We start from the raw sequence: 20070 nt of genomic DNA on the forward strand, positions 1-20070 counted from the left end.
AGGCCGCTCAGATTGCCGCCGTCGCCGCGCGGATTTCGCCGCGCAGCCGGTCGATCGGATGGCGCTTTCCGGCTTCCTCATAGTGCCAGAAGGTCCAGCCATTGCAGGCTTCCGCGCCCTGCACCTGAGCGCCGAGCCGGTGGATCGAGCCGGCGGTCTGGCCGCTGACCAGCGTTCCATCGGCGCGCACCAGCGCCACATGGTCGCCCTTGGGCGAGGTCAGGCGGTCGCCCGGCGAAAGCAGGCCGCTCTCGATCAAGGAAACGAAGGCGACGCGCGGCAGCGACTTCTTGCTCGGCAGCGGCTTCAGCATGTCCGCCGAAAGCGGATCGATCGCGTCGATGCGCGCCTGCGCCGCGTCGATATACTCCTGCTCGCGCTCGACGCCGACGAAATGGCGCCCGAGCCTCTTGGCGACCGCGCCGGTGGTGCCGGAGCCGAAGAACGGATCGAGCACGACATCGCCGGGTTTTGTGGAGGACAGGATGATGCGTGACAGCAACGCCTCCGGCTTCTGGGTCGGGTGGACCTTGCGGCCCTCCTCATCCTTCAGCCGCTCGCCGCCCGAGCAGATCGGGAACAGCCAGTCGGAGCGCATCTGCACATCGTCATTGGCCGCCTTCATCGCATCGTAATTGAAGGTGTAGCCCTTGGTTTCCGCATTGGGGCTGGCCCAGATCATGGTCTCATGGGCGTTCTGGAACCGGCGACCCTTGAAATTCGGCATCGGATTGGTCTTGCGCCAGACGATGTCGTTCAGGATCCAGAAGCCGAGATCCTGCATCTTGGCGCCGACGCGGAAGATATTGTGATAGGAGCCGATCACCCAGATCGTGCCGGTGGGCTTCAGCACCCGCTTGCAGGCAAGCAGCCAGGCGCGGGTGAAGGCGTCATAGACCTCGAACGAAGCGAACTGGTCCCAGGCATCATCGACCGCATCGACCTTCGACTGGTCGGGACGGTGCAGCACGCCGCCAAGCTGGAGATTGTACGGCGGATCGGCGAAGATCGCGTCGACCGAGTGATCCGGCAGGTTTTCAAGCGCTGCAACGCAATCGCCCTTGATGATGGTGTCGAGCCACGGCGCGGGACGCGCCGCCTTTGCCTGAAGGGCGGAAACCGGAACCATGTGATACTCGCTTTTTACACATACTCGAAAACTGGTGACGAACCGGATTCTCCGCGAGTTTGGTTACCAAAGCCTGAAGCCCGCGCAAAAATGTCGCGCCCTGCTTTTCCCGCATCACAAGTGTTCGGCCATGCTGTATTCATATTTCAGGTTGTATAGAGGCCAGGATTGAAACCGCTGCCGGCACGCGCAGCTTGCGACGGCATTGTGCGCAACAGGAGATACAGATGTACAAGCCCTTCATCACAGGCTTTGCAATCGCAGGCCTTCTTCTTGCCCCGGTCAGCGGCATTGCCGCCGAACCTTCCGATACCGCCAGGATCGCCGAGGAGGCGACCGTGTACGGCCTGCCGATGGTGGACCTCTACAAGCTGATGTACGATCAGGCGATCGACACGGACAATTCGCAGTTCAAGGCGCCGTTCAACACGCTGCACAATGAGTCCAACGTGTTCACGCCGGCCGATACCTCGATCGTCACGCCCAACAGCGACACGCCCTATTCGGAGCTCTGGATGGACCTGCGCGCCGAGCCGCTGGTGCTGTGCGTGCCCGCAATCGACAAGGACCGCTACTACTCGGTGATGCTGACCTCGCTCTACACCTTCAATTTCGGCTATATCGGCTCGCGAACCACCGGCAACGACGCCGCCTGCTACGCCGTGGCCGGGCCCGACTGGAAGGGCGATGCGCCGAAGGGCATCGCCAAGATGTTCCAGTCCGAGACCGAGTTCGCGACCGCGCTCTATCGCACGCAGCTCTTCAACCCGGCCGATATCGACAATGTCCGCAAGATCCAGGCCGGCTACACGGTCGAGCCGCTTTCCGCCTTCCTCGGCGAGCCGGCGCCTGCGCCGGCCCCTGCCATCGACTGGCCGAAGATCGACGACCAGTTGGCGAAGGAAAATCCCCTCGGCTATCTCGCCTTCCTGCTTCAGTTCGCGCCGGCAACTGGCCCGGCGGCGGTCGAGAAACCGCTGCGCGAAAAATTTGCGAGCATCGGCCTTGAGGTCGGCAAGCCCTTCCCCCCGGCAGATGCCGGCGAGGCCGAGCTTGCGGCGATCGAACAGGGCGTGAAGGCTGCCCACGCCGACGTCGCGAACGCGATCAAATCCATGGGCAAGATCGAAAACGGCTGGAGCGTGAGCACGGGCATTCAGGGCAACCGCGATGGCTATGACGGCAATTGGGGTCTGCGCGCGGCCGTGGCCGTGGCTGGACTGCTCGCAAATGACACCGCCGAGGCGGTCTATCCGATCACCAATATCGACATCGACCACAACAAACTTGACGGCTCGAAATCGGATTACACGATCACCTTCAAGTCCGGCGAACTGCCGCCCGCCAACGCCTTCTGGTCGGTCACGATGTATGATGGCAAGACCCAGCATCTCGCGCCCAACCCGATCGACCGCTACCTCATCAACGCCCCGATGCTGCCGGAGCTGACGAAAAATGCCGATGGCTCGCTGACCCTCTACATCCAGAAAGACGCGCCGACGGACCCGGCGAAAAAGGCCAACTGGCTGCCCGCGCCCGACGGGCCCTTCTATGTCGCGATGCGAATCTACTGGCCGAAACAGGCCGTCCTCGACGGCGACTGGCAGCCTCCGGGCATCGTGCCCCACGCCATCGCAGAGAAGGGCTGATACAATAGGCGGCCGGGTCTTCGCGACGCGGCCGCGATCCGTTCAGACCGGCGTGTTCACGCGGACCGATGCGCCCCCTCCCGGCTCAACGCCAGTAGTGCCAGCCCGAAAACCGGCAGCAGGATGTCCGTCCAGAACACGACGCCGGCATTGCCGGGTGCGAAATTGTGGGTGCGGACCATATCGATCACGTGGCCGACCGCGGCCCCCCAGAGGAAGCAGGTGGGGCCGACGATCGCGGCGATCCTCATGCCGCGGTTGCCGGCAAAGGCCATGAACCCGACAAGGGCAAAGCCGAGGCTGGCATAGCCGACTTCCGCCTGGAACGGGCTGTCCGCCCAGCCGATGAAAGAAGCCGTCATCTTGCCGAAAAAGACATGCATGATGAAATTGTAGAACAGCGAGACGCCAATCGAGAAGAACAGGAACCACGCGAGCAAGGCCTCGACCACGGCGCCTTGCGGACGCGGCGGTCGCTGAGCGGCAAGCGCGATCGCTGCGGCGATCAGGCCGAAGACGAAGCAGGTCAATGTGAAGTTCGAAAGCGCAAAGGTGATCGCAGCGGCCATCCGGCCCTCCCTCTCTCCGCCGCCCATCGCGGCGCCGGCTCACATGATAGTCCCAGTCGGGATTTCTGGAAATCGGCTTTCGTTTCCCCCCAGGAAAGACAGGGGAACATAACCAACGGCGTTTCGTTGGACCTGAAAGAGCCGTTTCCCGATCTCTTTAGCGGGCACGGCCACAACGCCTGCAGGATTGGAGGGAAGGAATGGCCGAAAACGGAAAAACCGCCAGACTTTACCGGATGGTGATGCCCGATCACATCTGCCCCTATGGCCTGAAATCCAAGGACATGCTGGAGCGGCACGGCTATCAGGTCGAAGATCACCATTTGAAGACGCGCGAGGAGACCGACGCCTTTCAGCGCGAACATGATGTTGAGACAACGCCGCAGACCTTTATCGATGGTGAGCGGATCGGCGGCTATGACGATCTAAGGGTGTTTCTCGGCGTTGATCCGCCGGAGGAAGAGCAATCCGATACCAGCTATCGCCCGGTGATCGCGATCTTTTCGGTCGCGGCCCTGCTCGCGCTTGGCTTGGCCTTTCACCAATATGGCACCGTGCTGACATGGCAGAGCGTGATCTGGTTCATCTCTCTCTCGATGACGATCCTCGCGATCCAGAAGCTGCAGGATGTGGAGCAGTTCTCGATCATGTTCCTGAACTATGACCTGCTCGCCAGACGGTGGGTGCCCTATGGCAAGGTCTATCCCTATGGCGAGGCTCTTGCGGGCATCCTGATGACAGCCGGCCTGCTGCCCTGGCTCTCCGCGCCGGTGGCGCTGTTCATCGGGACGGTGGGCGCAATCAGCGTGTTCAAGGCCGTCTATATCGACAAGCGCGAGCTGAAATGCGCCTGTGTCGGCGGCAATTCTTCCGTTCCGCTCGGCTTCATCTCGCTGACCGAGAACCTGATGATGATCCTGATGGGCCTTTGGATGGGCGGACGGTTCCTTCTGGGCGGCTGAGAACCCGCTAAGCCCAGAACGCCGGCACCGTTTCCTCAAGCCGCGGCCCGAGCCTGAGCGGCGCGATCTTCTCCGCCAGCCCCGTGCGATCCGAAATCTCTATGCCGAGGCCACAGATGGTGGCCGGGCCGGTGGCGGCCTCGAAGCGGGATTTGTTCATTTTGGAGATGAAGCGGTTGAGCGGCTCTTCCTTGTCCATGCCGAGCGAGGAATCGTAATCGCCGCACATGCCGGCATCCGACATAAAGCCCGTTCCGCCGTTGAGGATCTGGCAGTCGGCGGTCGGCACATGGGTGTGGGTGCCGACGACGAGGCTGGCGCGGCCATCGACGAAATGGCCGAAGGCCTGTTTCTCGCTGGTCGCCTCGGCATGGAAATCGAACACGATCGCATCGGCCTCGCTCTTCAGCGGGCAGGCCTCCAGAATGGTCTCGGCGGCCTTGAAGGGGTCGTCCAGTTCGGGATGCATGAACACGCGACCCATGATGTTGGCGACCAGAACGCGCGCGCCGTTCCTGGCATAATAGAGCGAAGAGCCACGGCCGGGCGTGCCGGCCGGATAGTTGGCGGGGCGCAGAAACTGCTCGTGCCGGTCGGCGAAGATGATCGCGTCCTTCTGGTCCCAGACATGATTGCCGGTGGTCACCACATCCGCGCCGGCATCGATCGTATTCTGGAAAATCGTCTCCGTGATGCCGAAACCGCCAGCGGCGTTCTCGCCGTTGACGATCACGAAATCGAGCTTCAGATCGCTGATCAGGCCGGGCAGCCGTTCCCACACCGCCGTGCGCCCCGTCTTGCCGACCATATCCCCCAGAAAAAGCAAACGCATGAAAATCCATCCTGCCGCGCGCGCCGCGCATTGGTTTTGCGGCCGGTTTAGAGCCGTTGAGGCGGTCATGGCAATGATTTTGTGCCGCGAAAGCGCGCGCAGCGGCTCAGAGACCGTCCGGCGGATCGCCGAACCAGGCGAGCCCCGTCTCGGTGATCACGCCGTCGAGCGGCATGTCATGGGCTTCGGCGGGCACCGCCGGCGCTTCCTGCAAATCGAAGGCGACGGCGATCAGCAGCGGCTTGCGGCCCTTGGCGGCAAGCCGCTCGATCGCGCGATCGTAATGACCCGCGCCATAGCCGATGCGGTTGCCCTGCCGGTCGAACACGGAAAGCGGCATCAGCAGAATATCCGGGTCGACAATCTCCGCCTCCTCCCCCGGCGCCATCGTGCCGAAGCCGCCGGGCACCAGCGTTCCGGCAGCGCTGTGGGCGCGGAAGACGATGGTCTCGCGGTCGATCACCGCCGGCAGCGCAAGCCGCGCACCGGCATCCTCCAGCATATGGGCAAGCAGCGCGACATCGACCTCGGAACGGATCGGGTGGTAGGCGGCAACGCATTTGCCGGCGGCAAGCCCGGACAGCGCCTCGGCGCCATGCGTGGCGATCGCCAGGCTCTTTTCCTGCCGCTCGTCAACGGACAGCGCGTCGCGCCGTTTCAGGCTTTCATTGCGCAGTTCGGGTTTTGTCGGAAGGGCCAAGAGGGTTCTTCCCCGGTGAGAAGTGCGGTCCACGGCGACCGATGGAATCGGTTGGATCCTGGGCGCCTACAGAAGTAGGTGGGCGCCATATAACCCAGCCCACGGGCCGGGTCAGGGACAGCTCCCTTAGGATCGAGTAAGGCCCCGGGGATTCGTGTTGATTCCTGTCGAGAAGCGCAGACCGTAATCCCTATATAGAGCGTCCGATGGCCCGCTGGAAGGGGGAGGCATAGCGATATTTTCGGGTGGGCTGGCAAAACTTTGCCGATCAGTCGGAAGGAATATTTTCCGCGCTGCGTCGCCATCTCAAGCCCGGCAGAAAACCTCCGTCATTGCCGGATCGGCCGGGTTGAAGCCGGCCCGCGGAGCGCAGGAGGGGTCGGGCGCAATGCCGACCAGCGTCGCTTCTTCAGTATGAAACAACTTCCAGCCGAGCGTTCCCGACTTTGAGCCGCCCGCCACCTGGAACACCCGCATTAGCCCCTGCCCGTTCGCGCCGCGACCGACGGCATGGACCTCGATGATCCGGCGGAAGCCGTGATATTCGACAACCAGAGCGGTGCTGTTCACCACCGCTTCGCAGGCCCGAGCGGCATTCATCGCAGGCCTACTTGGTGACGCCGGAAACCTTGCGCGACAGCGTCGTGATCCGCTCGGCGAGGTTTTCCAGCCTGTCGGCAAGCGCATCGGCCTCGGCGGCCCGGGTCTCGTCGGCGGAGCCGGCGGCGCGGCGCAATTCCGCAAGCTCGGCGGCATTGGCGTCCACCGCCGTCTGCAGGTCGTGGAGTTCGTCCATGATCATGATGCCGGCCATCACGGTCAGGCGCAGATCGCCGATCTCGCCGAAACTGCCGCGCAGATTGGAGATGTAGGAATCAAAGCGGGCGGCGAGGTCCAGCAGGTGCTCCTCCTGGCCTTCCTCGCAGGCCATGCGGTAGGCCTTGCCGTCGATATTGACCGTGACTTGCGCCATCTGCCTCGCCTCTTATTTCTCGTGGGCGAGAACGGAGCGTATGGTCTCCATCGCCGCCACCAGCCGACCGGAAACCTCGCGGTTGACTTCCTCGAGCCGGTTTGCCCGGAACTGCGCCTGGTCAAGTTCGCGCGCGAGACCCGCCCGGTCCTCGTGCACGATCCGGACCTCGTTTTCGAGCTCCTCGCGGTTCTGGAGGTTTTCGGCGCGGGCGTCGATCGCATTCTCGAGCGTCGAGAATGCCTTTTCCAGCGCGGCCAGCGCGGCGTCCAACCGGTCAGTGTTTGCGACCATTCTTACAACCCCACCCCGTGATGGAATTTGACCCGGCATCTTCGGCAAACCGTCGCGGCGTCGAAAGCGAATCGCCAAGATGCTCTAATTTTCATCATGATCTTAGGGAGAGTTAACAGCCGAGGTCAACGCAGCCTGATAGTTGTCAATAGGAAACATGGTTCGCCGCCTCCGACATTCGCAAATATCCCGCCCCGCGCCGCGCCGCAAGCTCCGGCCATAATCCGCGACGCCCGCAAACTTGCCGATTTAAGCGGTGGCAGGCCCGTATGAAATGGTGTAGGGTCCCGACGTTTCCGGGCAAGGGGGCGCCTGAGGACGGCTGCCTTGTCGTCCGGATCAACATAATAGTTTTCGCGGCAGCATTGCCGTCCGGCGATTTCGCCGGTAATCCGTCGACCAGTGTCACTCCCGAAGACCGATGTCATTCCCACAGACTCAAGAAAAGCGAAGAAGAACATGACTTCTCTTGATAAACATAACCGGATGGCCAACGCGATCCGCTTCCTCTCCATGGACGCCGTGCAGAAGGCCAATTCCGGCCATCCCGGCCTGCCGATGGGCGCGGCCGATGTCGCCACGGTGCTGTTCACCCGCTTCATGCGTTTCGATCCCAAGAACCCGAACTGGCCCAACCGCGACCGCTTCGTGCTCTCGGCCGGTCATGGTTCGATGCTGCTCTACTCGCTGCTCTATCTCCTCGGCTACGAGGACATGACGATCGAGGATATCAAGAATTTCCGCCAGCTTGGTTCCAAGACCGCCGGCCATCCCGAATACGGCCACGCCTCCGGCATCGAGACCACCACCGGTCCGCTCGGCCAGGGCATTGCCAATGCGCTCGGCATGGCGATCGCCGAACGCAAGCTCGCCAATGAATTCGGCGACGAGTTGATGGACCATTACACCTATGCGCTGTGCGGCGATGGCTGCCTTATGGAAGGCATCAGCCAGGAGGCGATCTCGCTCGCCGGTCACCTGAAGCTCAACAAGTTCGTGCTGTTCTGGGACAACAACTCGATCACCATCGACGGCGCGGTTTCGCTTGCCGATTCGACGGACCAGATCGCCCGCTTCAAGGCCTGCAACTGGCATACGATCGATATCGACGGTCACAATCCCGATGAGATCGCGGCCGCGATCGAGGAAGCCCACAAGTCCGACAAGCCGACCCTGATCGCCTGCAAGACTACGATCGGCTACGGCTCGCCCAAGAAAGCCGGCACCAACAAGGTTCACGGCTCGCCGCTTGGCGACGAGGAAATCGCGGCCACCCGCAAGGCGCTTGGCTGGGAATACCCCGCTTTCGAAATACCGGAAGAAATCCTCGATGCATGGCGCGTTGCCGGCCTGCGCTCGACCAAGTCGCGCGTCGAGTGGGAAAAGAAGCTCGACGCCGCCAAGGCGGACGTGAAGGCCGAGTTCAACCGCCGCTTCGCCGGAGACCTGCCCGGCTCCTTCGATCGCGCGATCCAGAAGTACAAGAAGGAACTTGCAGAGGAAAAGCCGACGCTCGCCTCGCGCAAATCCTCGCAGAACGCGCTTGAAGTCATCAACGGCGTTGTGCCGGAAACCATCGGCGGCTCGGCCGACCTGACCGGTTCCAACAACACCAACACCAGCCAGACCGCGCCGATCCGGCCGGACGATTTCTCCGGCCGCTTCATCCACTGGGGCATCCGCGAGCACGCCATGGCGGCTGCCATGAACGGCATCGCGCTCCATGGCGGGCTGATCCCCTATTCCGGTGGCTTCCTGATCTTCTCCGACTATTGCCGCACCTCGGTGCGTCTGGCGGCGCTGATGGGTATCCGCGTCATCCACGTGTGGACGCATGATTCGATCGGCGTCGGCGAAGACGGCCCGACCCACGAGCCGGTCGAGCAGATGGCGTCGCTGCGCGCCGTGCCGAACCTTCTGATGTTCCGCCCGGCCGATGCCACGGAAACCGCCGAATGCTGGCAGCTTGCGCTGGAAAGCAAGCACGCCCCCTCCGGCATCGCGCTCACCCGCCAGAACCTGCCGGCGGTACGCACGCATTACTCCGAGAAGAACCTGTGCGCGACCGGCGCCTACGATCTGATCCCGGCCAATGACGCCGAGGTCACGATCTTCGCCGCCGGCTCCGAAGTCGGGCTCGCCGTCGAGGCGCGGAAGAAGCTGAGCGACAAGGGCATTGCCACCCGCGTCGTTTCCGTGCCGTGCATGGAACTGTTCTTCGAGCAGCCGGAAGACTACCAGAAGGCGATCATCGGCAACTCGCCGATCAAGGTCGGCGTCGAGGCCGGTATCCGCATGGGCTGGGACGCGTTCATCGGCACCGACGGCATCTTCATCGGCATGACCGGCTACGGCGCGTCGGGCAAGGGCGAAGCCCTGTTCGAACATTTCGGCATCACCGCCGATGCCGTGGTCAAGGCCGTGGAAAAGAAGCGCGCCTGATTTGACGAAACGCAAGCCGCCCGGCCCCAAAGCCGGGCGGTGCGCCGGAAATTGCCGCAAACCGAAGATGTTTGCTGAAATTCCGGCCACAACCGCTTATATCGGGGCCGAGGCCTCGCAAGACCGTTTTCTCCGCTCCCCTCCCGGAAGCTTTCAGAGATGTGCGGCCTTGGGACTTTGTGAAACTATTCGCGAATAGGGAGTTTCTTACATGACTGTAAAAGTTGCCATCAATGGCTTTGGCCGCATCGGCCGCAATGTTCTGCGCGCCATCATCGAATCCGGCCGCAAGGACATCGAGGTTGTCGCCATCAACGATCTCGGCCCGGTCGAAACCAATGCTCACCTGCTGAAATACGACTCCGTACATGGCCGCTTCCCGCATAAGGTCAAGGTGGATGGCGACACGATCGACGCCGGTCTCGGCCCGATGCGCGTCACCGCCATTCGCGATCCGAAGGATCTCCCCTGGAGCGACGTCGACATCGCGCTCGAATGCACCGGCATCTTCACCGCCAAGGAAAAGGCCGAAATGCTGCTGGCAAGCGGCGTGAAGCGCGTTCTGGTCTCCGCACCGTCGGCCGGCGCCGACAAGACCATCGTCTACGGCGTCAACCACGACAGCCTGACCAAGGACGACATCATCGTCTCCAACGGCTCCTGCACCACCAACTGCCTGGCGCCCGTCGCCTATGTGCTGCATGGGAAGTTCGGCATCGAGCGTGGCTACATGACCACAATCCACTCCTACACCGGCGACCAGCCGACGCTGGACACGATGCACAAGGATCTCTATCGCGCCCGCGCGGCCGCCCTTTCCATGATCCCGACCTCGACCGGCGCTGCCAAGGCGATCGGCCTCGTCGTGCCGGAACTGAAGGGCAAGCTCGACGGTTCCTCGATCCGCGTTCCGACCCCGAACGTTTCGGTCGTCGACCTGAAGTTCGTGCCGAGCCGCGACGTGACCGAGGAAGAAGTCAATGCCGCCATCAAGGAAGCCGCCGAAGGCAAGCTGAAGGGCGTTCTGGAATACAGCGAAGAGCCGCTGGTTTCGCGCGACTTCAACCACGACCCGGCCTCCTCGATCTTCTCGGCCCAGCAGACCAAGGTTCTGGAAGGCAAGCTCGTGCGCATCCTGTCGTGGTACGACAATGAATGGGGCTTCTCCAACCGCATGGGCGACGTCGCCGTCGCCATGGGCAAGCTGCTGTAAGCGACCCTGCGCCTATCGGAATGCAGAGGCCGGGTTCGTCCCGGCCTCTTTTTTGTGTGCGCATTTCCGAAGCGCTGTTGGCTCCGGCAGAGCGCTCAAGCAGCGCTCGTCGTGTGGCCGTGAGGGCATGCCTCACGCAAACAGCAGCACGAGCACCCCGCAGACCACCAGTCCGCAACCCAGTAATTCCACGCGGGTGATCTTTTCCCTGAAGAACAGCACCGAGGTGGCGATGGTGAATAGCATCTCGACCTGCGCCACCGCCTTGACAATAGAGGCCTGCTGCAGGGTCATGGCGATGAACCAGCCGAAGGATGCCGTCGCGCCGACGAAGCCGACTACAAGGGCGGGACGCCATGCCCGCACCACTTTGGCCAATTCCGCCCGGTCGAAGGCGAGCATGTAGGCGATCATCGCCGCTGCCTGGATCACGATCACCACCAGCAGTGTGAAGGCCGCCTGCATGATGCTGTCGGGCTGTGGCAGAGTGGGCGCCAGCGCCAGCGAGGCCGCGCGGTAGGACACCGCCGAAAGCCCGAACAGCGTGCCGGACGCAATGCCGATCAGTGCCGTTCGGGTCATCAGCCCCGCCACCAGCGCAGACAAGCTGACGGCGCTGCGCGACAACGATATCAGCATGACGCCGGCAATCGAAATCAGGATGGCGATCACCGCGACCGGCGAGATCGTCGCGCCGAAGAACAGGAAGGCGAGGATGGCGGCCTGCGCCGGCTCGGTGCGCGAATAGGCCGTGCCGACCGCGAAATTGCGGAAGGAAAACAGGTGGACGAGCAGGAATGTCGCCGCGATCTGACCCGCCGCGCCGATGACCGACCAGAACAGGAAATCGCCGGTGACCGAGGGCACGGGCCGGTCGAGGCCATAGGCGAGAATCGCGAAATAGAGCGCGGCAAATGGCACGCCGAAACCGAAACGGGTGAAGGTGGCGCCAAGCGTGGCCATGCGCCCTTTCAGATATTTCTGAAGGGATGAACGCAGATTTTGCAGGAATGCGGCCGCAAAGGTGATGCCGATCCAGAGTTCCATGGGATTTGACCTTGAAGAGGATGAAAGGGGTATCTCTGACGGCGCAAGCCGCCGTTTACCGCTTCAAAGTCGTCCGTTCACCGTCGTGCAGAAATCCGCAAAGAACCGCACCGGCAGGCGCTTGCGGTCCTGCAGGATGATCGGGCTCTGGCGAATGCATGTCGACATAGACCCTGTCTACCACGCCCTTTGCCCCGGCGCCAGTTGGGTCGAAACGCAAAGCCCGTTCCCTTCCCGCCCGCACTCTGCCATAAGGCAGGCATGACAACACCGATGACGCATCCGAACAAATCCGATTTCGAAACCGTCCGCGACTGGGTTTTCGATCTCGACAACACGCTCTACCCGCATCACGTCAACCTGTTCTCGCAGGTCGACCGCAACATGACGGACTATGTCGCCCGGCTGCTTTCGCTGCCGCATGACGAGGCGCGTGTCTTGCAGAAGCAGTATTACCGCGACCACGGCACCACGCTGCAGGGGCTGATGATCAACCACCAGATCGACCCGAACGACTTTCTCGAAAAGGCGCACGAGATCGACTACACGGTGATCGAGCCCAATCCTGTGCTGGGCGAGGCGATCAAGGCGCTGCCGGGCCGCAAGTTCATCTTCACCAACGGCTCCGTGCCGCACGCCGAAAAGACCGCCGCCGCACTCGGCATCCGCGATCATTTCGACGACATCTTCGATATCGTCGCCGCCGGCTTTGTTCCGAAGCCGGATGCGATAGCCTATCGCAAGTTCCTCGACCGCTCCGGCGTCGACACCAGTCATGCGGCGATGTTCGAGGATCTGCCCCGCAACCTGCGGGAGCCGAAGGCGCTCGGCATGCGCACCGTGCTGATCGTGCCGCCCAATCTGGAATATGGGTTCGCGGAGGCTTTCGAGCAGCTTGGCGACGAGACCGGCCACATCGATTACGTGACGGAAGACCTGGCAGGTTTCGTGACAGGACTACTACGATGAACAGAGTATTAATTACCGATTATTCAGGCTACCTTTCCGTAAATTAAGTCGTCTTTCAGCAGGCGCTCACCTACTCTTTCCTCGTAGCCCCCAACACGAGGAAGAAGTCATGAATCGCAAGCAACTCACCGTCTCCGCCCTTGCCGCGACGCTGGCGCTCGGCGCTGCCGCAACCCCGAGCCTTGCCCGCGACATGCGCGGCCCCGCTCCCGAGCGCGGCTTCATCTATCTGCTGAAAACCTCCGACGCCAACAAGGACGGCAAGATCACCGAGGACGAGGTCGTGGCCTTCCAGGACGGCCGGTTCGAGGAAATCGACGTCAATGGCGACGGCGTGATCACGCCCGGCGAATTTTCCGATTTCCGCAAGGCCGAGCGGCAGGCCTTCCGCGACGCCAATCCGCGCCCGCAAGGCAAGATGGCCGCGACGGACGCAGCGCCTGGCAAGCCCGGCCCCGGCGGCAAGATGGCAGCGCAGAATGGTGGTCCGGACGGCATGCCCGGCCCAGGCGGCAAAATGGCGGCGCAGAATGGTGGACCGGGCGGCATGCCCGGCCCCGATGGCAAGCCCGCCCGCAAGATGGCAAACAATGAAGCCGGCCAGAAAGGCATGAACGAGGATGCCCCGCGGCGCATGGCCATGAACGGCGAAGGCCCGCAGCACCGCATGGGCGACCGGGACCACGACGGCAAGAACCGGGACGGCAAGAAGTGGGGCGGACGTCCCGGCAATGTAGAGCGCATCTTCTTCGTGCGCGCCGACACCGACCGCAGCGGCCAGGTGAGCCAGGAAGAATTCGCTCAGCTCGCCGCCAAGATGTTTTCCCGCATGGACCGCAATGGCGACATGGTGATCACGATCGAGGACCTTCCGGATCGCCGCCCGATGCGCTGATCGGCAGCTTACAGACCTCCATCGAAGTGCCCCCGCCCCTGCGGGGGCATTTTCGTTTGGCATGACGGCGGCTTGTCCGGGAAGAACGGGCGGCAAAGATTGACGCCGTGGCTGGCCTCGCTTAGATCGTTCAGACCAAGGCTTATCTTTGCGCCCATCGGCGCGACCGGCACAGGATACCAGCATGACCGATCTCACATCCCTCGAGAAAACCATCGACAACGCCTTCGAAAACCGCGGCGAAATTTCGGTTTCGACCAAGGGCGAGGTGCGCGATGCCGTCGAAGAGGCGCTGAACCTGCTCGACAGCGGCGAGGCTCGCGTGGCCGAAAAGCAGGAGCACGGCGCCTGGAAGGTCAATCAGTGGCTGAAGAAAGCGGTGCTGCTGTCGTTCCGCCTGAACGACATGGAAGTGGTCAAGGGCGGCCCCGACAATGCCACTTGGTGGGACAAGGTGCCCTCCAAGTTCGAGGGCTGGGGCGACAACCAGTTCCGCGCCGCAGGCTTCCGCGCCGTGCCCAATGCGGTCGTGCGCCGCTCGGCCTATATCGCGCCCGGCGTGGTGCTGATGCCCTCCTTCGTCAATCTCGGCGCCCGTGTCGATGAAGGCACGATGGTCGACACCTGGGCCACGGTCGGCTCCTGCGCCCAGATCGGCAAGAATGTGCATCTGTCCGGCGGCGTCGGCATTGGCGGCGTGCTGGAGCCGATGCAGGCGGGCCCCACCATCATCGAGGACAATTGCTTCATCGGCGCGCGGTCCGAAGTGGTCGAGGGCTGCATCGTGCGCGAGGGCTCGGTGCTCGGCATGGGCGTCTATATCGGCCAGTCGACCAAGATCGTCGACCGCGCCACGGGCGAGATCAGCTATGGCGAAATCCCGCCCTATTCGGTCGTCGTCGCCGGCACGCTGCCGGCAGCAAAGCCGATGGGCAACGGCGCGCCCGGCCCCGGCCTCTACTGCGCGGTGATCGTCAAGCGCGTCGATGAAAAGACCCGCTCCAAGACCGGCATCAACGAGCTTCTGCGCGACTGACCACTGGCAATCGCATCAGGAATATCCAGATAGAAATGATGAGCGCCACCGACCCCGTCGAAAACCTGCAAGCCCTGATCCGCTGCCCCTCCGTGACCCCGGAAGAAGGCGGCGCGCTGACGGCGCTTGAAGCGATGCTCGCGCCCCTCGGCTTTTCCGTCACGCGGATGACGGCGCGCGGGGACGGCACGCCGGATGTCGAAAATCTCTATGCCCGGCTCGGCGCGGACGGCCCGCATCTGATGTTTGCCGGCCATACCGATGTGGTTCCGCCCGGCGACGAGACCTCCTGGACCCATCCGCCCTTTGCCGCCGAGATCGCGGACGGCCTGCTTTACGGTCGCGGCGCCGTCGATATGAAGGGCGGTATCGCCTGCTTCGTTGCCGCACTCGCCCGCTTCATCGGCGAGAATGGCAAGCCGGCAGGCTCCGTCTCGCTGCTGATCACCGGCGATGAGGAAGGCCCGGGCATCAACGGCACGGACAAACTACTGCAATGGGCGGCCGCGCGCGGCGAGCACTGGGACGCGGCGCTTGTGGGCGAGCCGACCAATCCGGACGCGCTCGGCGACATGATCAAGGTCGGTCGGCGCGGTTCGCTGACGGGCCGGCTGACCCTGACCGGCGTTCAGGGCCATGTCGCCTATCCGCACCTTGCCGACAATCCGCTCAGGACCATGGCCGGCGCGCTCGATGCGCTGATGGGCACGCCGCTCGACAACGGCACGGATTTGTTTCCGCCGACCAATCTGGAAGTGACCTCGGTCGATACCGGCAACCCGGCGACCAATGTTATACCGGAAAAGGCAACGGCGACCTTCAACATCCGTTTCAACGATCTCTGGAGCGAGGAAACGTTGAAGGCCGAGCTCCTCGACCGGATCAGCCGCGCCGTCACCGCCGGCGGAAAGGGCACCACCCGGTTTTCGGTCGAATGGCTCGGCCGGGTCAGCCCCGTGTTTCTCACGCGTGACGAACAGCTTGCCGGCAGCCTGTCCGATGCGATCGGGGCGGTCACCGGCAAAACGCCGCAGCTTTCCACCACCGGCGGCACGTCCGATGCCCGCTTCATCAAGGATTACTGCCCGGTTGTCGAGTTCGGCCTTGTCGGCCAGACCATGCACAAGGTGGATGAGCGCGTGGCGGTCGCCGACCTCGAAAAGCTGACCGAGATCTACCGGCATTTCATAGAGAGGTGGTTCACGCTTGCCGCTGCTTGCTGAGGTCCTTTTCTACCTGCGCGGACTTTGGCTGCTGTTCAAGGCCGACCCGGCCCATGCGCGCTATCTGGATTTCACCGAGCGAGGCGTGGCGCGCTCGTTCTGGGCGCTTGCCTATTGCCTTCCGCTGATGGTGGCGAGCGAGCTGGTGAGCCTTACCCGCCTTGTGCAGCCTCCGATCGACCTCACGCTCGTCACCCTTTTGCGCACCACGCTGATCCAGGGGTTGAGCTGGATGGCGCCGCTGGTCGTGCTCGGCGTCGTCTGCATGGTCTCCGGCCTGCCGCGCGCCTTCCTCAAGATCATCGTCGCCACCAACTGGCTGAGCCTGCCGGTGAACATCTTCGCAGCACTCGCGATCTTCCTGATCGCCACCGGGCTGCAGCCGCTGGCGACCATCGTGCTGATCGTGTTCCAGACCGTGCTGCTCGGCGCCTTTCTGTTCGAAATCCGGATCGTTTACATGCTGATGGATGAAAAAGTGCTGCCGACGGCGGCGGCGATCATCGCCTCGGCGATTACCGCGCTGCTGGTCACCGATATCGGCACGCGCTATATCGTGGGCGGGTGAAAGGGACCTTACTTGACAGGGGCTGCCGCTCACGCAAAGATTGTATGCATCGGGGGATATGTCATGACCAGAAAAGCGCTGGCGCTCACCGTTCTGCTGGGGCTCGTCGCCTGCCAGACGGGGCCGGTTTCGATTTTGTACAAGGAAGGCTCCACCCGCGCCGAGCGGCAGGAAGCCTATGACCAGTGCTTCATCGCCGCGCTGAAGGATGTGCCGCAGAACATGGTGACCGAAGTGACCGGAGGCTACAGCTATCCAGGCGTTGTGAGCTGCGACACCAATGGCGACACAACCATATGCGGCGAAGTGGGCGGCTACACCACGCCGGTGGAAAGCTATAGCTACGACACCAATGAAAAACTGCGCCAGCGCCTGATCAACCGCTGCCTTGCAGACAAGGGGTTTTCCGACGTCACGATACCCTATTGCCAGACCAAGGAAGAGCGCGCCGCCTATCAGATGCAGGTCGCCCAGCCGCCGCTCAGCGAGCTTACTTGCGTCACCGGCCAGACCGTTTCAACGCAGTGACGCCGCGCATTCCGGCGTCAGGCGCCGGCCTGGCGCGCGTGTTTCTCGGCCGCCTCGATCCGCTCGGAATAGCGCTCCGTCAGGTATCCGCTCTGCCCGCGCAGCAGAAGGGTGAACTTCACCAGTTCCTCCATGACATCGACGACGCGCCGATAATACGGTGACGGCTGCATCCGACCGCTCTCGTCGAATTCGTTGTAGGCCTTGGCGACGGAGGATTGGTTGGGAATTGTGAACATCCGCATCCACCGGCCGAGAATGCGCATCTGATTGACGGTATTGAAGCTCTGGGATCCGCCGCACACCTGCATCAGCGCCAGGGTCCGCCCCTGAGTCGGCCGCACGCCGCCCGCAGAAAGCGGCAGCCAGTCGATCTGGGTCTTCATGACCGAGCTCATCGCGCCGTGCCGTTCGGGCGAGCACCAGACATGCGCCTCGGACCAGATCGAAGCGGACCGCAACTCCTGCACCTTCGGATGGTTTTCATCGGTGCTGCCGACCAGCGGAAGGCCATGCGGATCGAAAATCCGCACCTCCGCGCCGAATGCCGCAAGCAAACGCGCCGCCTCCTCGGTCAAAAGCCGGGAATAGGAGCGTTCGCGCAGCGAACCGTACAGCATCAGCACCCTTGGCGGATGCGCGATCCGGTTGCCGGAAAACAGGCGTTCGGGGTCGACAGGGCGGAAGGCCGTTTCATCCAGCGCGGGCAGTGATCCCGCGTCAGGCAGGTTCACTTTTTGCCCTGCGGCGAGACCACCTCGCCGTCTTCCTTGGTAAAGCCGCCGATTTCCGGGTTCGGAAGGATTTCAAGCACGGTCTCCGACGGACGGCACAGTTTCGCGCCCTTCTCGGTCACCACGATCGGGCGATTTATCAGGATCGGATGCGCCATCATGGCGTCGAGCAGCTCGTCGTCGGAAAGAGCCGGATCGTCAAGCCCGAGTTCGTCATAGGGCGTACCCTTGCGGCGCAGCAGAGCACGCACCGGAATTGCCATCGCCGCGATCAATTCCTGAAGCTTTTCGCGCGTCGGCGGGGTCTTCAGATATTCGATGACCTCCGGCTCCTCGCCGGATTGCCGGATCATCGCCAGAACGTTGCGCGACGTTCCGCAGGCGGGATTGTGGTAGATGGTGACGGACATCGGAACCTCAAACATATCCATAAAGCTGGAAATATAGATATATCGGAAGACCGAATGACGCAAGCCCCGTCCGGATGTCGCTCAATCGCCCGGGTAGTCCACCTGCATGAAATAAAGCCCTTCCGGCGGGGCCACCGGACCGCAGGCCTTGCGGTCGCGCGCCTTCAGCGCCTGGCGCACGTCTTCCGCCGACATCTTGCCCTCGCCGGCAAGTTTCAGCGTGCCTGCAAAGGAGCGGATCTGGTTATGCAGAAAGCTCTGGGCGCTGGCGCGGATCTCGATGATATCGCCGTCGCGCGTGACATCGAGCCGGTCGAGCGTGCGCACCGGCGATTTCGCCTGGCACTGCACCGAGCGGAAGGTCGTGAAATCATGCCTGCCGACGAGCATCTGGGCCGCCGCATGCATCGCCGCGTGGTCCAGCGGCTTCGGCACCCACCAGCCGCGCTTCCATTCCAGCGCCGGATGGGCGCGCCGGTTGATGATGCGATAGAGATAATGCCGCCTGAGCGCCGAAAACCGGGCATCGAAATCCGGCTCGGCCTCGACCACATCGACCACCGAAATGCCATCGCCGGCAAGCCGAAGATGGGCGTTGACCGCATTCAGCAGCGTGAACGGGCTCCAGGGCTTGGCGAGATCGAGATGCACCACCTGACCGCGGGCATGAACGCCCGAATCCGTGCGTCCCGCCCCGCGAATGGAAACGGTCTCGCCGGAAAACCCGGCGATCGCCTCCTCCAGCGCGCTCTGCACCGAGCGCCCCTCGGCCTGGCGCTGCCAGCCGACAAAGGCCGCGCCGTCATATTCGACCTTCAGGCGGTAACGCGGCATCAGGCGAGCACCGTTGCCGGCGCAAGCGGCGTGCCGCGCAGGAAATCCTCGGCCGAAAGCGGTTTGCCGCCGGCCTTCTGCAGCCGGAGGAGCCGCACCGCGCCGTTTCCGCAGGCGATCGTGAGGTCTGGCCCCGCAAGCACCGTGCCGGGCGCGCCCTCGCCCGCCCCGAGCGCGCTTTCATGCACCTTGACCCGCTCCAGCCGCTTGCCCGCCGGCACCTCCATCCAGGCGCCCGGAAACGGCGCGAGCCCCCGGATATGATTATGCACCTCGGCGGCCGGACGGCTGAAATCGATCCGGGTTTCGCCCTTGTCGATCTTCTTCGCATAGGTCACGCCGTCTTCGGCCTGCGGCGAAAGCGGCAGATCGCCCGCCTCGAGCTTTACCATCGCTTCTGCCATCAGCCGCGCGCCATCATGCATCAGCCGGTCGTGCAGCCCGCCCGCCGTCATGTCCGGACCGATCGCGACCCGTTTCGTCAGCGCCACAGGCCCGGTATCGAGCCCCTTTTCCATCTTCATGACCATCATGCCTGTCTCGCTGTCGCCGGCCATGATCGCGCGCTGGATGGGCGCTGCGCCCCGCCAGCGGGGCAGAAGCGAGGCATGGCCGTTATAAGCGCCAAGCCGCGTGCCGTTCAGAATCGCCTCCGGCAGCAACAGGCCATAGGCGACCACCACCGCGACATCGGCATCGAGCGTGCCGAAGGCGGCACGCTCCTCGTCAGCGCGGAAATTTTCCGGCGTGCGCACCGGCAAGCCGAGCAGCTCGGCCGCCTGATGCACCGGCGACTTCACCTCTGTCAGCCCGCGCCGGCCGGCCGCCCGCGGCGGCTGGGTATAGACACAGGCAATCTCGTGGCCCGCCTCCTTCAACGCCCTCAGGGTGGGAACGGAGAACTCGGGCGTGCCCATAAAAATGATTCTGAGGGTCATGATCACTCCTTCCGGCCTACGCAATGCGGCAACCGCGAAACCGCGGCAACCGGACAGATAGAACGCAGCCGCCGTGCTGCCAAAGACAAATCTGCCGCACCCGGAAATACATCGAACCGTAGTGG

General features: G+C 63.2%; 22 protein-coding genes and 1 other RNA gene. 10 read left to right on the forward strand and 13 right to left on the reverse strand.

The window, feature by feature from the left end; all coding sequences use genetic code 11:
• Nucleotides 1–7: 7 nt before the first annotated feature.
• Entirely contained in the window at nucleotides 8–1129 is a 1122-nt protein-coding gene (locus V6765_RS17915; RefSeq protein WP_448431257.1) for a DNA methyltransferase, read from the reverse strand.
• Nucleotides 1130–1356: 227 nt separating this feature from the next.
• Between V6765_RS17915 and V6765_RS17920 the strand changes: the two genes are divergently transcribed.
• The gene (locus tag V6765_RS17920) at nucleotides 1357–2778 is read left to right on the forward strand and encodes a DUF1254 domain-containing protein (RefSeq protein WP_448431259.1); all 1422 of its coding nucleotides are present in this window, start codon (nucleotides 1357–1359) and stop codon (nucleotides 2776–2778) included.
• 56 nt (nucleotides 2779–2834) lie between these two features.
• On the opposite strand, the gene V6765_RS17925 is transcribed toward V6765_RS17920, so the two are convergent.
• On the reverse strand, nucleotides 2835–3347 hold the full coding sequence (locus tag V6765_RS17925; RefSeq protein ID WP_448431261.1) for a DUF6790 family protein: 513 nt from the start codon (nucleotides 3345–3347) through the stop codon (nucleotides 2835–2837).
• Nucleotides 3348–3547: 200 nt separating this feature from the next.
• Here V6765_RS17925 and V6765_RS17930 point away from each other — a divergent pair, with 200 nt between their 5' ends.
• Complete coding sequence (locus tag V6765_RS17930; RefSeq protein WP_448431263.1) at nucleotides 3548–4309, forward strand: MauE/DoxX family redox-associated membrane protein; 762 nt, start codon at nucleotides 3548–3550, stop codon at nucleotides 4307–4309.
• 7 nt (nucleotides 4310–4316) lie between these two features.
• Here the strand turns inward: V6765_RS17930 and V6765_RS17935 are convergent, their stop codons facing one another.
• The 6 genes from V6765_RS17935 to V6765_RS17960 form a co-directional block, all read right to left on the reverse strand.
• On the reverse strand, nucleotides 4317–5141 hold the full coding sequence (locus V6765_RS17935) for a TIGR00282 family metallophosphoesterase (protein WP_448431265.1): 825 nt from the start codon (nucleotides 5139–5141) through the stop codon (nucleotides 4317–4319).
• 106 nt (nucleotides 5142–5247) lie between these two features.
• The gene (locus V6765_RS17940) at nucleotides 5248–5841 is read right to left on the reverse strand and encodes a 5-formyltetrahydrofolate cyclo-ligase (protein WP_448431267.1); all 594 of its coding nucleotides are present in this window, start codon (nucleotides 5839–5841) and stop codon (nucleotides 5248–5250) included.
• A 22-nt stretch (nucleotides 5842–5863) separates the two neighbouring features.
• Nucleotides 5864–6027: non-coding RNA, 6S RNA (gene ssrS / locus V6765_RS17945), on the reverse strand.
• Between the two features lie 120 nt (nucleotides 6028–6147).
• Complete coding sequence (locus V6765_RS17950) at nucleotides 6148–6411, reverse strand: hypothetical protein (RefSeq protein WP_448431269.1); 264 nt, start codon at nucleotides 6409–6411, stop codon at nucleotides 6148–6150.
• Nucleotides 6412–6448: 37 nt separating this feature from the next.
• Entirely contained in the window at nucleotides 6449–6814 is a 366-nt protein-coding gene (locus V6765_RS17955; RefSeq protein WP_448431271.1) for a cell division protein ZapA, read from the reverse strand.
• Between the two features lie 12 nt (nucleotides 6815–6826).
• Complete coding sequence (locus tag V6765_RS17960) at nucleotides 6827–7108, reverse strand: DUF4164 domain-containing protein (RefSeq protein WP_230719379.1); 282 nt, start codon at nucleotides 7106–7108, stop codon at nucleotides 6827–6829.
• A gap of 459 nt (nucleotides 7109–7567) precedes the next feature.
• Here V6765_RS17960 and tkt point away from each other — a divergent pair, with 459 nt between their 5' ends.
• Both tkt and gap read left to right on the forward strand, forming a co-directional pair.
• Nucleotides 7568–9550 carry a transketolase gene (tkt, locus tag V6765_RS17965; protein ID WP_448431274.1) on the forward strand — a complete coding sequence of 661 codons (1983 nt, stop codon included), beginning with the start codon at nucleotides 7568–7570 and terminating at the stop codon, nucleotides 9548–9550.
• A 211-nt stretch (nucleotides 9551–9761) separates the two neighbouring features.
• On the forward strand, nucleotides 9762–10763 hold the full coding sequence (gene gap / locus V6765_RS17970) for a type I glyceraldehyde-3-phosphate dehydrogenase (RefSeq protein ID WP_448431276.1): 1002 nt from the start codon (nucleotides 9762–9764) through the stop codon (nucleotides 10761–10763).
• A gap of 132 nt (nucleotides 10764–10895) precedes the next feature.
• On the opposite strand, the gene V6765_RS17975 is transcribed toward gap, so the two are convergent.
• Nucleotides 10896–11810, reverse strand: coding sequence for an EamA family transporter (locus V6765_RS17975; RefSeq protein ID WP_448431278.1), 915 nt, complete (start codon nucleotides 11808–11810; stop codon nucleotides 10896–10898).
• Nucleotides 11811–12083: 273 nt separating this feature from the next.
• Here V6765_RS17975 and V6765_RS17980 point away from each other — a divergent pair, with 273 nt between their 5' ends.
• The 6 genes from V6765_RS17980 (at nucleotide 12084) to V6765_RS18005 (ending at nucleotide 17029) form a co-directional block, all read left to right on the forward strand.
• Nucleotides 12084–12779 carry a pyrimidine 5'-nucleotidase gene (locus V6765_RS17980; RefSeq protein WP_448431280.1) on the forward strand — a complete coding sequence of 232 codons (696 nt, stop codon included), beginning with the start codon at nucleotides 12084–12086 and terminating at the stop codon, nucleotides 12777–12779.
• A 109-nt stretch (nucleotides 12780–12888) separates the two neighbouring features.
• A complete protein-coding gene (locus tag V6765_RS17985; RefSeq protein ID WP_448431281.1) occupies nucleotides 12889–13674 on the forward strand; it encodes a hypothetical protein in 786 nt (261 codons plus the stop codon).
• 184 nt (nucleotides 13675–13858) lie between these two features.
• Nucleotides 13859–14710 carry a 2,3,4,5-tetrahydropyridine-2,6-dicarboxylate N-succinyltransferase gene (dapD, locus tag V6765_RS17990; protein WP_448431283.1) on the forward strand — a complete coding sequence of 284 codons (852 nt, stop codon included), beginning with the start codon at nucleotides 13859–13861 and terminating at the stop codon, nucleotides 14708–14710.
• Between the two features lie 38 nt (nucleotides 14711–14748).
• The gene (dapE, locus tag V6765_RS17995; protein WP_448431285.1) at nucleotides 14749–15933 is read left to right on the forward strand and encodes a succinyl-diaminopimelate desuccinylase; all 1185 of its coding nucleotides are present in this window, start codon (nucleotides 14749–14751) and stop codon (nucleotides 15931–15933) included.
• Entirely contained in the window at nucleotides 15917–16501 is a 585-nt protein-coding gene (locus V6765_RS18000) for a hypothetical protein (protein WP_448431287.1), read from the forward strand. The genes dapE and V6765_RS18000 overlap by 17 nt, the downstream gene beginning before the upstream one ends.
• A 63-nt stretch (nucleotides 16502–16564) precedes the next feature.
• Complete coding sequence (locus V6765_RS18005) at nucleotides 16565–17029, forward strand: hypothetical protein (protein WP_448431289.1); 465 nt, start codon at nucleotides 16565–16567, stop codon at nucleotides 17027–17029.
• A 17-nt stretch (nucleotides 17030–17046) separates the two neighbouring features.
• On the opposite strand, the gene arsH is transcribed toward V6765_RS18005, so the two are convergent.
• The 4 genes from arsH to fmt form a co-directional block, all read right to left on the reverse strand.
• Nucleotides 17047–17763, reverse strand: coding sequence for an arsenical resistance protein ArsH (gene arsH / locus V6765_RS18010; RefSeq protein WP_448431291.1), 717 nt, complete (start codon nucleotides 17761–17763; stop codon nucleotides 17047–17049).
• On the reverse strand, nucleotides 17760–18173 hold the full coding sequence (arsC, locus tag V6765_RS18015) for an arsenate reductase (glutaredoxin) (protein ID WP_448431293.1): 414 nt from the start codon (nucleotides 18171–18173) through the stop codon (nucleotides 17760–17762). Before arsC ends, arsH begins: the two co-directional genes overlap by 4 nt.
• A gap of 81 nt (nucleotides 18174–18254) precedes the next feature.
• Entirely contained in the window at nucleotides 18255–19007 is a 753-nt protein-coding gene (truA, locus tag V6765_RS18020; protein ID WP_448431295.1) for a tRNA pseudouridine(38-40) synthase TruA, read from the reverse strand.
• Nucleotides 19007–19945, reverse strand: a complete 939-nt coding sequence (gene fmt, locus V6765_RS18025) for a methionyl-tRNA formyltransferase (RefSeq protein ID WP_448431297.1) — start codon at nucleotides 19943–19945, stop codon at nucleotides 19007–19009. Before fmt ends, truA begins: the two co-directional genes overlap by 1 nt.
• Nucleotides 19946–20070: the final 125 nt, after the last annotated feature.

The organism is Martelella sp. FOR1707, assembly GCF_053484265.1.